Annotated in this window: 15 protein-coding genes; 5 read left to right on the top strand and 10 right to left on the bottom strand. The window is 57.6% G+C overall.

The genetic code is table 11. The features are described 5' to 3' along the window. Positions 1–69 precede the first annotated feature (69 nt). The 10 genes from AOA60_RS31525 to AOA60_RS31480 all read right to left on the bottom strand — a co-directional run bounded on the left by AOA60_RS31525 (position 70) and on the right by AOA60_RS31480 (position 7,508). Positions 70–540, bottom strand: a complete 471-nt coding sequence (locus AOA60_RS31525) for a single-stranded DNA-binding protein (protein ID WP_099587604.1) — start codon at positions 538–540, stop codon at positions 70–72. After that, a complete protein-coding gene (locus AOA60_RS31520) occupies positions 537–1,055 on the bottom strand; it encodes a DUF3158 family protein (RefSeq protein WP_099587603.1) in 519 nt (172 codons plus the stop codon). The genes AOA60_RS31525 and AOA60_RS31520 overlap by 4 nt, the downstream gene beginning before the upstream one ends. After that, positions 1,052–1,807 carry a PFL_4669 family integrating conjugative element protein gene (locus AOA60_RS31515; protein WP_099587602.1) on the bottom strand — a complete coding sequence of 252 codons (756 nt, stop codon included), beginning with the start codon at positions 1,805–1,807 and terminating at the stop codon, positions 1,052–1,054. The genes AOA60_RS31520 and AOA60_RS31515 overlap by 4 nt, the downstream gene beginning before the upstream one ends. A 144-nt stretch (positions 1,808–1,951) precedes the next feature. Beyond that, positions 1,952–3,139: an STY4528 family pathogenicity island replication protein gene (locus AOA60_RS31510; protein WP_099587601.1), complete on the bottom strand. Its 1,188-nt coding sequence runs from the start codon at positions 3,137–3,139 to the stop codon at positions 1,952–1,954. After that, the gene (locus AOA60_RS31505) at positions 3,136–3,684 is read right to left on the bottom strand and encodes a DUF2857 domain-containing protein (protein WP_099587600.1); all 549 of its coding nucleotides are present in this window, start codon (positions 3,682–3,684) and stop codon (positions 3,136–3,138) included. The genes AOA60_RS31510 and AOA60_RS31505 overlap by 4 nt, the downstream gene beginning before the upstream one ends. Continuing rightward, complete coding sequence (locus AOA60_RS31500) at positions 3,681–5,264, bottom strand: ParB family protein (RefSeq protein ID WP_099587599.1); 1,584 nt, start codon at positions 5,262–5,264, stop codon at positions 3,681–3,683. The genes AOA60_RS31505 and AOA60_RS31500 overlap by 4 nt, the downstream gene beginning before the upstream one ends. 14 nt (positions 5,265–5,278) lie before the next feature. After that, a complete protein-coding gene (locus tag AOA60_RS34225; protein WP_099587598.1) occupies positions 5,279–5,488 on the bottom strand; it encodes a hypothetical protein in 210 nt (69 codons plus the stop codon). Positions 5,489–5,568: 80 nt separating this feature from the next. After that, positions 5,569–6,414, bottom strand: a complete 846-nt coding sequence (locus tag AOA60_RS31490) for a ParA family protein (protein WP_099587597.1) — start codon at positions 6,412–6,414, stop codon at positions 5,569–5,571. 4 nt (positions 6,415–6,418) lie between these two features. Further along, positions 6,419–6,643, bottom strand: a complete 225-nt coding sequence (locus tag AOA60_RS31485; RefSeq protein ID WP_099587596.1) for an AlpA family transcriptional regulator — start codon at positions 6,641–6,643, stop codon at positions 6,419–6,421. 115 nt (positions 6,644–6,758) lie between these two features. Then, positions 6,759–7,508: a hypothetical protein gene (locus AOA60_RS31480; protein ID WP_099587595.1), complete on the bottom strand. Its 750-nt coding sequence runs from the start codon at positions 7,506–7,508 to the stop codon at positions 6,759–6,761. 494 nt (positions 7,509–8,002) lie between these two features. Here AOA60_RS31480 and AOA60_RS31475 point away from each other — a divergent pair, with 494 nt between their 5' ends. The 5 genes from AOA60_RS31475 to dmpG are packed head-to-tail and all read left to right on the top strand — an operon-like array spanning position 8,003 to position 12,516. Then, on the top strand, positions 8,003–8,905 hold the full coding sequence (locus AOA60_RS31475; RefSeq protein WP_158235089.1) for a VOC family protein: 903 nt from the start codon (positions 8,003–8,005) through the stop codon (positions 8,903–8,905). Between the two features lie 15 nt (positions 8,906–8,920). Continuing rightward, complete coding sequence (locus AOA60_RS31470) at positions 8,921–9,766, top strand: alpha/beta fold hydrolase (RefSeq protein ID WP_099587593.1); 846 nt, start codon at positions 8,921–8,923, stop codon at positions 9,764–9,766. Then, a complete protein-coding gene (locus AOA60_RS31465; RefSeq protein ID WP_099587592.1) occupies positions 9,759–10,541 on the top strand; it encodes a 2-keto-4-pentenoate hydratase in 783 nt (260 codons plus the stop codon). Before AOA60_RS31470 ends, AOA60_RS31465 begins: the two co-directional genes overlap by 8 nt. Further along, the gene (locus tag AOA60_RS31460; RefSeq protein WP_099587591.1) at positions 10,541–11,479 is read left to right on the top strand and encodes an acetaldehyde dehydrogenase (acetylating); all 939 of its coding nucleotides are present in this window, start codon (positions 10,541–10,543) and stop codon (positions 11,477–11,479) included. Before AOA60_RS31465 ends, AOA60_RS31460 begins: the two co-directional genes overlap by 1 nt. Further along, on the top strand, positions 11,476–12,516 hold the full coding sequence (gene dmpG / locus AOA60_RS31455; RefSeq protein WP_099587590.1) for a 4-hydroxy-2-oxovalerate aldolase: 1,041 nt from the start codon (positions 11,476–11,478) through the stop codon (positions 12,514–12,516). The genes AOA60_RS31460 and dmpG overlap by 4 nt, the downstream gene beginning before the upstream one ends. Positions 12,517–12,561: the final 45 nt, after the last annotated feature.

The following is a 12,561-nucleotide window of genomic DNA, read 5'->3' as shown; positions in this document are numbered from 1 at the left end:
CTTCACGAGCAGCGAGTGATGAGGGCCAGGAACTTCGCGCAAAGGCGCAATTTTTATGCCTCAAGTCAGTCATGCCGATGGTGGCTGCCCTCTGCGCTTTTTAGACTTCGACGCGGGCGAGCTGGCCTGGTCTGTAGCCTGCCCGACGGGAGCCGCAGACGAGGCTGATTCACTTGAGCGCTCCCGCATGACCACGTTTTGCACGCGATAAGGCAGGATGCCGACACGACGCGCCTCGATCTTGAAGGTCACCCGCGCATTGTCTTCACTGTCCTCCCACTCATCGCGCACGGTGCGGCCCTCTACCAACACGCGCATGCCTTTCTGGTACAGCGTGCTCCAGTGTTCAGCTTCGCGGTGCCAGAGCTCGACCGGCGCCCAATAGCCGCCTCGATCCTCATAGCTGCCATCGCGTGGCACGGGGTTGTCGAAGTACACATTCAGGCGCAGCAAACACCGTGGCTCGTCATTGCCTGAGGGGAATTCCTGGAACTCTGGCGCACTGCCGATGTTGCCTTCGCCGACGAAAAAAGTACTCATCGTGATATCTCCGCTGCTGGTGTGAACTGGCGCAGCAGCCGTTCGGCGCTGGCCATTTTGATCGCGCAGGTTGAAGCCTGGCGGTAGAGCGAATGCACCACGCTCATCTGCAAATTCAGTGCGATACGCTCGCATTCGAAACGGTGCAATCCCTTGCGTACGGCTTGGGGCAAGGCCTTGTTGGAGACCTGGCGTTCCCAGACCGCAACGCCCATACGGGCGAAGTCACGGGTACGCCAACGCAAAAATGTGCTGCCTGCACTGGTGTTCTGCAGCACCAATCGAATATCCAGCAACGAGTAAGGAGGTTGTCCGGCTTGCTGCACCACAGCCTCCATCAGGCGACATAACTGCGCCTCGGTTTCCCTCGCCACCTGCGCCAGGTATTCCAGCTCCCCCTTACCCTTAAAAGGTTTTAAAAGGCCTTTTAGGGAGGCAGAATGTTCGAGCTGTCGATAGACATCCGGTGTGAGTGCTTCGAGGGGGATTAGCTGAGTCGAGATAATGGGCTTCATGCTTCGTCCTCCGGCTCATCTACTGTCGCAGATGGCTCTATCGCGTTCTCCGTCGACGCGTCAGTGTCATCTACCGCACCAGCACCCCGACGAACAATAGGTGGCGCGAACTGGGAGCGGCGATGCCCCTCAAGGATGTCTGTAGGGGGCTGCCCCATTCTCTCGATTGCCGCCAGAGCACGAGCGTTGTTCGCCGCCATGTCATCACGGGTGACGCCAGCATGCCGATAGCGCTGGGCCTGGCCGAACAGGCTACGCAGCAAATGGGCACCGTCGTCGATCCAGGCTTCCATGTCCCGGCGACCGATCAAAGCCGTGTGATGGGCTAACAGGGTATGGCGCACCAAGGTGTCATAGTCAGTCAGCAGGTAGACGGCGAGGAAGCCCAGCTGGCTGCCGATGTACAACGGCAAGGTGACGGGATGGATGTTGAGGTTGTCGCCCATGTCGATCTGTGTCGGCAGCTCTTGTCTGATCCGGTCCAACTGCTGGGTCAGTTCCAGCATCCCAGCCTTGGCCTGCATCAATTTTTCTTCGAGCTGCACGATCGCCCAGTCGGCATAAGGATCGTCCTGCGCCGCGGCTTGTTTGATCAGGTTAGTGACGCTGATGTAGCCCGCCATACCCATGATCGAGTGGACGCCTTCGCGTGCGGTTCGACCTTGCCAGATTCGGGCGGCGTGGTGGGTGTGCAGGGTCAGGGTGATGCTGCTACGCAATGAGCCCAGGTTGAGCTGATAGTGATCGGCCACGGTGTCGTCCTCGCATAGGCTTGGACGGGAACGTTGCGACAGAAGAAGGTCAAGGACAGCCGAAAAGCTGAATGCTGTCTGTTCGATTTGGTTTGAGACGGTTGATTTTCGAGACGCTCGTCAGTGATGCCAGTGGCATCAAATCTACTGGCGTCCAGGGCGTTTGCTACGCAGCTGGCGTAGCTCATCCAGGCACGCTTGGGCGAGGGCAGAGGCGGGTTCGCCCTTTTTCCTAGGTTGGCGCGGGGGAGCGGGTGGCGGTTCTGTCATGGGTAACGATTCAGCCTGACCGGCCCAAGGGCGGAAATCGCCTTTCAGCGCCCGCTGGATCAGGCCCATCAGATACGCCGCGGGTTTGCGGACGCTTCCTGCCGCACATCGCGCGCCCGCTTCGTTGAGCACCGCCTGCCGATCTCCTGGTTTTAGCTTGTTCAGCGTTACGGTGACGGCCTGCCGCTCGCTTGGACTCAGGTGCAGCGGATCAGGCCAGTGCAAGTTATCCACCACTGGGGTCGCGCGCGGTACCGTACAGATACTTTCTTTTAATACAGTACAGGCAGCGTTCGGATTCCGAACGCTGCCGGAAGCATGGGCGTTCAGACCCGGTTCGGAATCCGAACCGCGTCCCGCACGATTCCGAACGAGGTGGTCGTCACCCAGTTCGGAATCGTGCAGCGCTTCATTGGGCAATTTATCCAATCCTTGTTGTGTCCAATGGTCGCTCCAATTGTCGAGCCGGGTGGGGAGTCGACCCAGATCGATATCGGTGTCTTGGCGGACTTCTTCCAAAACATGCTGAGCGACAATTCGCACAGCCTTGGTCGCATGAGAGAGGGCATGTCCGACCAGCTCCAGATAATCCTGATCCAGTTCCATGGCTTCGGCGGGAGTTAACGGCTCATCGTGCAGGACATACAAAGAACCTTGAAAGCGCCCGCTGAGCTGATCGCGGCCACGACTTACCAAACTGAGCCAGCGAGTCAGCCTGAGCATCGTCAAGACGCGAGCGATGGTTTCACGGGAGGCTGACGCGCCGTAGGGCACGCTTGACAGATAAGGCTGCAGATCTTCATAGCGCGGTGTGACCACGCCCTGACCTTGCAGCATGAGTCGAAATACTTGCCAGGCATTTCGTTCCAATGGCGTCAGCCGACTATCCAGCAGCAGCCGACGCGGCACGACTTCGTGAGATTGGCCACTGAACAAAAAGCCCGCCTGCAGGGTTTGGTTAGAAGGAGATTCAGTGGTGGGGCGTGCGGGCCAACGTTCACTTAGTTGTTGGGTGCATTGCTGCAGGACACGTTGCCACCGACCGGACGGGAAAGTGTTCATGTTCCGTTGCTGTAATGGTCGATTTGCTGCCAAACGATGGTCAAGCTGATCTGTTGCTCCTCGGCCAACATCATCATGGCATCGAGCTGATTCTCAGCACCGTCCTGATCGCGTAGTTGGCACCAACGCTGCCAGAGCGCATGTTCCTGCGCTTCGCTCAAGTTCTGGGGGCGGCCCTTACGGGTTTCTATCTTGAGCAGACGTCGGCGCAAGGCGGTTTCCGAATGGGCCAAGCCGAAGCACTGATACATGATGGTACTGCTAGCACCGAGCTTGAGCGCCCGGTTGATCAAGCGCTCGTTCAGTTCGTCGCGTTCGGCCTGGTCGATCAACCGATGCAGCACCGGCGAATCAATCTTGACCTCAACCCAGGGGACGGTGGCATGGGCCAGGCGTGACAGTGTGGTCGGCGGTAATGATTGCAACAGGTAGATGTCCTCTTCACCCAGTCCGAGTGCTCTGCAGCGTTGAAGATTACCCAGGCGCAACTCGTGAAGGACCTGGGTCAGCATGGCTTGGTTGAGCACGTTGAAGGACAGGTTCATGGCAGCTCCCTTGGTGAATCGTCTTCATGGGTAAGCGTTAAGTCGATTAGGCGCCGGGCTAAGCGAATGAGGCGATACAGTTTGATTAACAGGTAGTCGGGCAGTCGCTCCAGTCCTACGTCCACGGCGGGACGATCAGTCAACGGGAGTTGATAGACCCCCAGCAACAGCTGCCCGAACAGAGCTGAGGGCAATTGCTTGCGATCCTCCCAGTTCACTTCGTCTTGGGCACGCAGCAGGGCCAAGAGCAATAGGTGAACGCCGGCCGCACGAGTGGCTGCAAGATCAAGCTGCTCGATGCTGAGGGCGAAACCCAGGCCGTGCTTTAGGCCGATGATGCTATCGGGATGTCCGGCATAGGCCGCCATTTCCCGAGCCAAGCCGGCAATGGCTAAACGCAGTTGTTCGGGGGTATCCAGTGTTGGTTCGATGATCCAAATGTCGTCGATCGGGCTGGTTTCGACGGTCTGTGCTGGTTCGGATGCAGTGGCGCGATCAATCTGTTCGCGGATCTGCTGGACACGTGACGGTGGGCTGGCTGCTGATACCAGGGTCGTTTCGGGCAGCGTGACCTGCTCCTCTCGCTCTGTTCCGGTCTGCGTCCTGGCATCAGTTGATATGGATTGCGGCTCGAAAGGGGGAGGCTTGGCCGCGGGCTCATCGACGCTCGGCAGAAGGTTGTTCTGCGGGGGCGTGGCGACCACGCCGGGCCTCTGGATACCCCGTTGGGTATCGCCCAGCTCCAGGGCCAACATGCGGTAGGACTGCCCGAGTAAGCGACTCATACGTTCGAGCAGCTCATCCTGGATTCGCTCAAGGTCGAAGGACTCTGGGTCGGCATCAAATTGTCCTAAGGTGTCGAGCCAAAACTCGGGAAAAGCGATGGCGTCGGTTGGATAACGATTCCAGGTTCGTTCAGCCTGGCTACGCAGACCAATCAGGCGTTCAATTTTTGGTTTCCCCAACCCGGCATACAGCGTTTGTGGAATGGCGGGCAGTAAATGTTCAAGGGTGTCCAGCATCCGGCTGATCTGCGACTGCGAAATCGGATAGCCGCCAGCGGCAAGACGTCGTGCCAGCTCACGTTGCGAGAGTGTTGCGCCATCTGATTCGAGCATGGTCTTGAGTTTGGTCACTGCCAGCGCACGTTCGATGAAGGTGAGTTGGCCGTGCAGGTCGCTTTCAGCCAGATGGCCAAGTAGGGCATTGATTTCGTTGCTCCAGGGTCGGAACAGGCAATGAATCCGAAAGAAGCGCTCGTCGCGAGTTTCCTGCCACAGCTCGCCGAGAATCGCCAAGCGCGTATTGCCGCCGTTTCGGATGATGAAATAGGCTTCTCCCGGGCGGCGAGTAATCGGCGGCGGTTGATCCAGCCCACGCTCACGGATTGATGCCTTGATATCCTCATAAAGCGGGTTACGGATAAACCGTGGGTTATGTTCGTAGGGCCGTAACTCTTCCAGAGTGACCAGCATAGGCGTGTCAGTGAGTGGATCAGACAACCGCCCCGGGTCTTGACCGCGAGGGAAGTGGTCCTGATGCAGTTTTTCGGTGATTTTCTCCTGAGTGAGCTTCTTCATTGTAGCAACCTCAGTTAACGCCGGGTGCGCAAATGGTCACCAACCTCGAACTTGACGATTTCGACACTGCCCGATCCTTCGAAATAACGAGACAGTTCCGCGAGCAACCACACCATGGCCGAGCGCCCCCCTTGCAAACGAAAAACCACGGTGCAGTACTCCTCGCAAGCCGCGTCGCGTGGTCGAATGGAAGACTGAACAACGATAGGAAACTGATCCAACATTAGAAAACTCCTTACCAAGCCCTGTTGGCTTCTAGGTCGATCAAATAAAAAATGGTGAAATGCTGTTTGGGCGATTTGTTTTATCGAGGCTCCGCACACCTCATTACCGATGAGATCGCTTCGCGCCATTCAGGGAATAATTCGATGGCCAGCGTTTGCATGATTTCTAGCGCAGGCTGCGAGCGTCGGTATTTACTCGACGGGCGCTTATCTACTCGGTGAACCGGTAAGCCGAGGGAGGCGGCATTGAGATATGCCACTCGGTCCGGGATTACGGTGTCTAGCACCGAGATATTGGTAGCCTCTGCGAAAGTCTCGCGCAGGCTTCGTATGATCATCCGGGTGTCCACTCGATTGACGTTCACCTGGTTCAGTAAGAGCCGTAAGGGCGGCGGGTCTATGCCTAGGTGGCGAAACGGTTCGAGCTCACTCAGTAGCTTCAAGGTGCCCCGGCGCATTTCGCGGGCAGCGAGCATTTCCGGCGTGATGGGAGAGAGGGCTAGATCGGAGGCCAGGATTGCCATTTCCAGTAGTACACTGCGTGCTCCCTGGGTATCGATCAAAAGCAGGTCATAATTGAGGCACAACGCATTGAGTAAATTGTGCAGGCGTAGTCGTCCGTCAGGAGCATGCAGCAACAAGGTGTTCAGTCGGCCTTGATCGTCGTTGGAGAAAATCAGGTCGAGACCGACGATTGTAGTCTTAGATATTATTCGTTCGGGCACTGTTAGATTGAGTGCAATGAGCTCGTACGCACCTGAATGCGCTTTCTGGCTCAACGAATAATAACCGGAGAGGGTAGGTTGGCTATCTAGATCCAAGAGCAGAACACGCAAACCCGCATCGGCCAGCAGGCCACCGAGATTGGCCGCTACTGTAGTTTTGCCTACCCCACCCTTGGTGGAAACTACCGAGATCACGTGCATCCCCTCACTCCTGTTGCGAAAGGCGTTCTGCAATCCAGTGCTCGATTTCCATTGAGTCCCAGCCAACTGCGCGCAGCCCCACGCGTTTGGCTCTAGGGAATTTGCCTTCCTTCATCAGGTTGTAGATGTGCGAACGTTTGAAGCCGGTTTTTTGCTCAACCTCCTCACGTCGCATGATGTGGCGTTGGAGTTGAGTGGCTTCAACTGAGGGGACAAATTGGCTGGACATGCTAGTCACTCCTGGCGCCAGTTGGCGCGTGGTGGTAAGTGACATGGATTGAATCGCACTAGGGCGAATGAGTCATTGCATTGCAATCAGGCCTGTTGCAATGCAATCGACCGGATCAATTATTTTTTTTGAGGCTTCGATTAGCCACGGCAAATTTTTCATCCAGCGTACGCTTGCTCAGGCCGGGCACATCTTTATGACGGGCGACAATGGCATCAACGATGGCTGCTTGATTCGTGAATACCGAAAGAGGTTTTCCGGCGGGCGAATGGTCCAAGAGAAGGCTGACCAATGCCCCAATGATATTGTGATAGGTCAGTTCGCTACGCTCGCTGAGTTGACCATAGGTTTTGGCCAAGGCTTTGAGTTCATCTCTTTCAAGTCCAATCGACTGGAGCTCTGCAAGCACTTCTTGAAAGCGCTGCTGTTGTGCTTTCAGCTCCGTCGATAACTCGTCTCGATCAGCTTTCAATGAAAGAAAAGTTCCGAGACTGACCTTTGCGGGTGCGTCTTCACCGGACTCGAATAAGAAGCTGGGCTTATGGTCGGGGTAATGAATCTCCATCCAACGGCGTAAGTCTGAATGGCGGATGGTCAACTGATAGGGTTCTACATAGCTTCCCAACGGAACAGAAATGCCGAGGCAGCCGTACGGCAGTTCTCCATTGCGTATGGCGTCTAAAATCCTTTCGATAGCGATATGGAGGTTGGGCCACTGTGGAAATAGGACTGCAAGGTTCTCGGGGCGAGACCAGACCGCCTGGACTATTTGGGCTTCGTAGCGAGTGAGATTGCACCACCGCAACGCTGCGTCGATGGGCCGATAAAAGATTTTCGCTTGCGGATTAAAATTATTTGAAGACATGTCCGAACGGACCTCCATTTCTAATGGAAAGGGCCTCTAGCACATCCCTGTTTTTGACTGCTTGCTGGGAGAATTGCCCGCAGTATTCATTGGGACCTTCAGCTTCATGAGCTCATTCCATCTATCCAAATACTAAAGTGGTGCCCTTACTTCTTAAAGGCTTCCGCCCAGGCAGGCGGGACAGGATCACTTCGCAAGGATTTGCCATTTATTTTTCGGCTAGTCGCGATATTAGATCCAGTGGGGGACCGTCATTTTGATTACGGGTTCATGCCGCCAGTCGCAATTTCGTGGGGCTGAAACGACCGATGCGCAGATCCCTCTGCTTAAAATACGACGGCCTCGTTCTTTGTGATACGTCGCGTGTACGGATGATCAAGAACAACGGTAGATCGGGTAATGACCGGTGCCGACCTATACAGCAGACTCCTCTCCAGACGCCGTCAAGCCAAACGGCTCGCAGCACAAGAATAACAATGCGCAGAGGAGCCACCATGTCGGGCATCGATACCCTTGGCTACATCGGATTTACGGCACGCGATATCGGTGCGTGGAAGAAGTTTGCGCCCGAGGTGCTGGGTTTGCAGATCGGTCAGGAGTTGGAGGACGGCACATTGGTGTTGCGCGCCGACCTCCACCAGCGTCGAGTCGTCATTCATCCTGGTGATCATGATGACGTCGCTTACGTGGGTTGGGAGTGTCGCAGCAGCGAAGATTTGCACAACGTGCGGAACGTTCTGCGTGCTGCTCGGATTCCCTTCGAGGAAGTACCCAACGAGGTAGCGCAAGCGCTAGCCGTGCGGGAAATGATTCGCTTCCGGGATGTCGATGGCGTGCTGATCGAAGCCCATTACGGACCTACGATACTTGCCAATCAGCCATTCGTGTCGCCGGTCGGTGCACGCCCATTCCTGACTCAGGAACAAGGGCTGGGGCATTTGGTGCTCTCGACCACTGAATACTCCGCTCAAATCGATTTTTATGAAAAAGTGCTGGGCTTCAAGCGCACCGATTCATTGATCATTTCAGGCGTCAACTGTGAGGCGATGTTCATGCGGGTGAACGAACGTCATCACTCCCTCGCCATCGTCGACATGCCGCCGACCCATGGCCCACGCCTGCATCACATTCTTCTGGAAATGAACTCGCTCGACGAAGTGGGTTTCGCCTATAGCCGCGCGCGTGCAGCCGGCGCCCACATCCTTATCGATCTTGGACGGCACGTTAACGACAACATGTTCTCGTTCTACGTCCTGACGCCGTCTGGCTGGTCAGTGGAAATCGGTTGGGGCGGTATCCAGATCGACGACGAAACCTGGCACGTGACCCATTACCCCACCAACAGTAGCTGGGGACACGAATTCCATATACCAGCCCAGTTTCAAGCGCCCAAGTAACGAAGGATGACCACCATGACTGTTCATACAGCTGAAACCACCTCACGTTTCATTGAAGTTAATGGCCTCAATATTCATTACCACGACACCGAGGTAGGTGACCGCGTGCTGGTGATGCTGCACGGGGGAGGGCCGGGGGCGTCGGCGTGGAGCAACTACCGGACCAACCTGCCCGCCTTCGCTGCCACTTATCGGGTCATCGCCTTCGACGCGCCGCACTATGGCGAATCGGACAAGCCCCTCAGTGCCTACCAGGACACGGACTTCTATACAGAAGTTTTTGCCCAGGCGCTCGACAAGCTAGGCGTGAAACGGGCCCACTTCATCGGCAATTCCATGGGCGGCACGATCTCCATGACCATGGCGATGAAACGCCCCGATCTGGTATCAAAGCTGGTGCTGATGGGGCCTGGCGGTTCGCCGACCATGTTCACGCCGATGATGACCGAAGGCATCAAGATCCTGGGCGCCTTCTATCAAGGCGAAGGCCCGACCCGCGAGAAGCTCGAAGCAGCGGTACGCATCATGGTGTACGACCAGTCGATGGTGACGCCTGAACTGATCGAAGCGCGTTATCAGGCGGCTACTCACCCGGATCTTCTTAAGAAGCGCGAGTGGAAGGGCCATCCGATGCTCAATCTGTGGGAGCGCTTGGTCGGCTCGCCACTGCAGAACCACACGCTATTGGTTTATGGCAAGGAAGACCGCGTCATTCCATGGGACACCAGCTTGCTGCTGATGCGTTTTTTGCCCAACGCGAGCTTGCACGTATTTCCGCAATGCGGCCACTGGGCTCAGTTGGAAAAAGCTGATGAGTTCAACACGCTGGTGCATGGTTTCCTGGGGCAGAGCAATGACTGACCATTCCTCTTTGGCCCAGCGTCTGCGTGCCGCCTATCGACAGGGCCCTATAGCACCGCTGCGCGACGGCCTTGATCCCGATGATGCGACAGGCGCGTATGCAGTGCAGGCCATCAACACTCGCTATTGGGTAGAGCAGGGGCGGCGCATCGTGGGCCGCAAGGTGGGCCTGACGTCCCTGGCGGTGCAGAAACAGTTCGGTGTGAACCAGCCGGATTTCGGCGTTCTATTCGAAGACATGCAATTGATCGATGGCGGGGTACTCGACCGCGACGCCATGTTGCAGCCCAGGGCTGAAGCCGAAGTGGCGTTGGTGTTAGGGGTAGACGTGACCAGCCTCACCGCGACGCCGGACGACATCGCCGCCGCGACGCAGTACGCGGTTGCCGCGATCGAGATCGTCGACAGCCGTATCGCCGATTGGAAGATCACCTTCGCTGACACCGTCGCCGACAACGGTTCAAGCGCACGTTTCGTCCTGGGCAAGCAGGCCTGTCCACTCGACGCACTGGATCTGTATACCTGCGGCATGGTGTTGGAAGTCAACGGAGCGGTCGCCTCGGTAGGGGCTGGTGCTGCGTGCCTGGGACATCCGTTGAACGCCGCTGCCTGGCTTGCAAGGACCCTGGCCGCAGCCGGTGAGCCGTTGTGTGCTGGCGACGTGGTGCTAACAGGGGCGCTGGGACCGATGATCACCCTGGCCCCCGGCGACCACATCATGGCGAAAATCGGTGGTTTGGGTGAGGTTTCGTTCACCTATGGGGAGACTGTCTGATGAGAACCGCCAAAGTAGCGATCATCGGCTCGGGCAATATCGGCACTGACCTGATGATCAAGATAATGCGCAACGCCAAGTATCTTGAAATGGCCGCCATGGTCGGCATCGACCCAAGCTCCGACGGCCTGGCTCGCGCGGCTCGACTGGGTATCGCCACCACCCATGAGGGCGTGGAAGGCCTCACACGCCTGCCGTTCTTCCGGGACATCGATTTCGTCTTCGATGCCACTTCGGCCGGCGCCCACGTCATGAACGATGCTTTTCTGCGCCGCATCAAGCCGGGGATCCGGCTGATCGACCTCACGCCAGCCGCCATCGGCCCGTATTGCGTGCCGGTGGTGAATCTGGAGCAGAACCTGGGCCAACTCAACGTCAACATGGTGACGTGCGGCGGCCAGGCCACCATCCCGATGGTGGCAGCGGTGTCTCGCGTGGCCAAAGTGCATTACGCCGAGATCATCGCCTCGATCGCCAGCAAATCCGCAGGCCCTGGCACCCGCGCCAATATCGATGAGTTCACCGAGACTACCAGCAAGGCCATCGAGGTTATCGGTGGCGCGGCGAAGGGCAAGGCCATCATCATCATGAATCCGGCCGAGCCACCGCTGATGATGCGAGACACGGTGTTCGTGCTCAGCGAAGCAGCGGATCAGTCCAGGGTCTGCGCCAGCATCGAGGAAATGACCGCCGCCGTGCAGGCCTACGTGCCGGGCTATCGCCTCAAGCAGAAGGTGCAGTTCGACGTGATTCCCGATTCAGCACCCCTGTGCATCCCTGGCCACGGCCGATTCAGCGGTCTGAAAACGTCGATCTTCCTCGAAGTGGAAGGCGCCGCTCATTATCTGCCGGCGTACGCCGGTAACCTCGACATCATGACCTCCGCCGCGCTGGCGACTGCCGAGCGCATGGCCCAGTCGATGGGAGTCTCGGCATGAGCAAGAAACTCTATATCTCCGACGTGACCTTGCGCGATGGCTGCCACGCGATCCGTCACCAGTACTCGATCCAGAACGTGCAGGATATCGCTCGCGCGTTGGATAAGGCCCGTGTCGATTCTATCGAGGTGACCCACGGCGATGGCCTGCAAGGTTCCAGCTTCAACTACGGCTTCGGCGCGCACAGTGATCTGGAATGGATCGAAGCGGTTGGCGACGTCATCGATCATGCCCGTATTGCGGTGCTGCTGCTGCCGGGCATCGGCACTGTGCACGACCTCAAGGCCGCTTACGAGGCCGGCGCCCGCACCGTGCGCGTGGCCACCCATTGCACCGAAGCGGACGTTTCCAGGCAGCACATCGAGTACGCCCGTTCGCTTGGCATGGACACTGTCGGTTTCCTCATGATGAGCCACATGATCCCGCCCGAAGAGCTGGCCCGCCAGGGCAAGCTGATGGAAAGCTACGGCGCGCAGTGCATCTACATGGCCGACTCCGGTGGCGCCATGAACATGAACGACATCCGCGATCGCATGCGAGCTTTCAAGGCGACGCTGAACCCCGAAACCCAGACCGGTATGCACGCCCACCACAACCTCAGCCTGGGCGTGGCGAACTCCATCGTGGCGGTGGAGGAGGGCTGCGACCGCGTCGACGCCAGCTTGGCCGGTATGGGCGCCGGTGCTGGTAACGCCCCTCTGGAGGTCTTCATTGCCGCAGCAGAGCGGCTGGGCTGGAACCACGGAACCGAGCTGTATCAACTGATGGATGCCGCCGATGACTTGGTGCGTCCGCTGCAGGATCGCCCGGTGCGTGTTGACCGCGAGACTCTCGGCCTGGGTTACGCCGGCGTCTACTCCAGCTTCCTGCGCCATGCCGAAGTGGCTGCCGAGAAGTATGGCGTCAAGACCCTCGACATTCTCGTCGAACTGGGCAAACGACGGATGGTGGGCGGTCAGGAGGACATGATTGTCGACGTGGCGCTGGATCTACTGAAAAACAGTGCCTCAACCACCGTGCATAGCCGGCCGGGCTGATCTTCAGACCGTACTTATCTAGAAATCCCGCTACGGGAAAAAACA

This window comes from Pseudomonas sp. 2822-17, from assembly GCF_002742485.1.
GTDB lineage: Bacteria > Pseudomonadota > Gammaproteobacteria > Pseudomonadales > Pseudomonadaceae > Aquipseudomonas > Aquipseudomonas cyclaminis.
The sequence above is the reverse complement of the archived record's forward strand: the minus strand, read 5'-3'. Positions and strand labels throughout refer to the sequence as shown.

Excerpts from the sequence above, each read along its gene's own strand:
- AOA60_RS31525 (WP_099587604.1), bottom strand. The coding sequence starts at position 540 with ATGAGTACTTTTTTCGTCGGCGAAGGCAACATCGGCAGTGCGCCAGAG.
- AOA60_RS31520 (WP_099587603.1), bottom strand. The coding sequence starts at position 1,055 with ATGAAGCCCATTATCTCGACTCAGCTAATCCCCCTCGAAGCACTCACA.
- AOA60_RS31510 (WP_099587601.1), bottom strand. The coding sequence starts at position 3,139 with ATGAACACTTTCCCGTCCGGTCGGTGGCAACGTGTCCTGCAGCAATGC.
- AOA60_RS31505 (WP_099587600.1), bottom strand. The coding sequence starts at position 3,684 with ATGAACCTGTCCTTCAACGTGCTCAACCAAGCCATGCTGACCCAGGTC.
- AOA60_RS31500 (WP_099587599.1), bottom strand. The coding sequence starts at position 5,264 with ATGAAGAAGCTCACTCAGGAGAAAATCACCGAAAAACTGCATCAGGAC.
- AOA60_RS34225 (WP_099587598.1), bottom strand. The coding sequence starts at position 5,488 with ATGTTGGATCAGTTTCCTATCGTTGTTCAGTCTTCCATTCGACCACGC.
- AOA60_RS31490 (WP_099587597.1), bottom strand. The coding sequence starts at position 6,414 with ATGCACGTGATCTCGGTAGTTTCCACCAAGGGTGGGGTAGGCAAAACT.
- AOA60_RS31485 (WP_099587596.1), bottom strand. The coding sequence starts at position 6,643 with ATGTCCAGCCAATTTGTCCCCTCAGTTGAAGCCACTCAACTCCAACGC.
- AOA60_RS31480 (WP_099587595.1), bottom strand. The coding sequence starts at position 7,508 with ATGTCTTCAAATAATTTTAATCCGCAAGCGAAAATCTTTTATCGGCCC.
- AOA60_RS31475 (WP_158235089.1), top strand. The coding sequence starts at position 8,003 with ATGTCGGGCATCGATACCCTTGGCTACATCGGATTTACGGCACGCGAT.
- AOA60_RS31470 (WP_099587593.1), top strand. The coding sequence starts at position 8,921 with ATGACTGTTCATACAGCTGAAACCACCTCACGTTTCATTGAAGTTAAT.
- AOA60_RS31465 (WP_099587592.1), top strand. The coding sequence starts at position 9,759 with ATGACTGACCATTCCTCTTTGGCCCAGCGTCTGCGTGCCGCCTATCGA.
- AOA60_RS31460 (WP_099587591.1), top strand. The coding sequence starts at position 10,541 with ATGAGAACCGCCAAAGTAGCGATCATCGGCTCGGGCAATATCGGCACT.
- dmpG (WP_099587590.1), top strand. The coding sequence starts at position 11,476 with ATGAGCAAGAAACTCTATATCTCCGACGTGACCTTGCGCGATGGCTGC.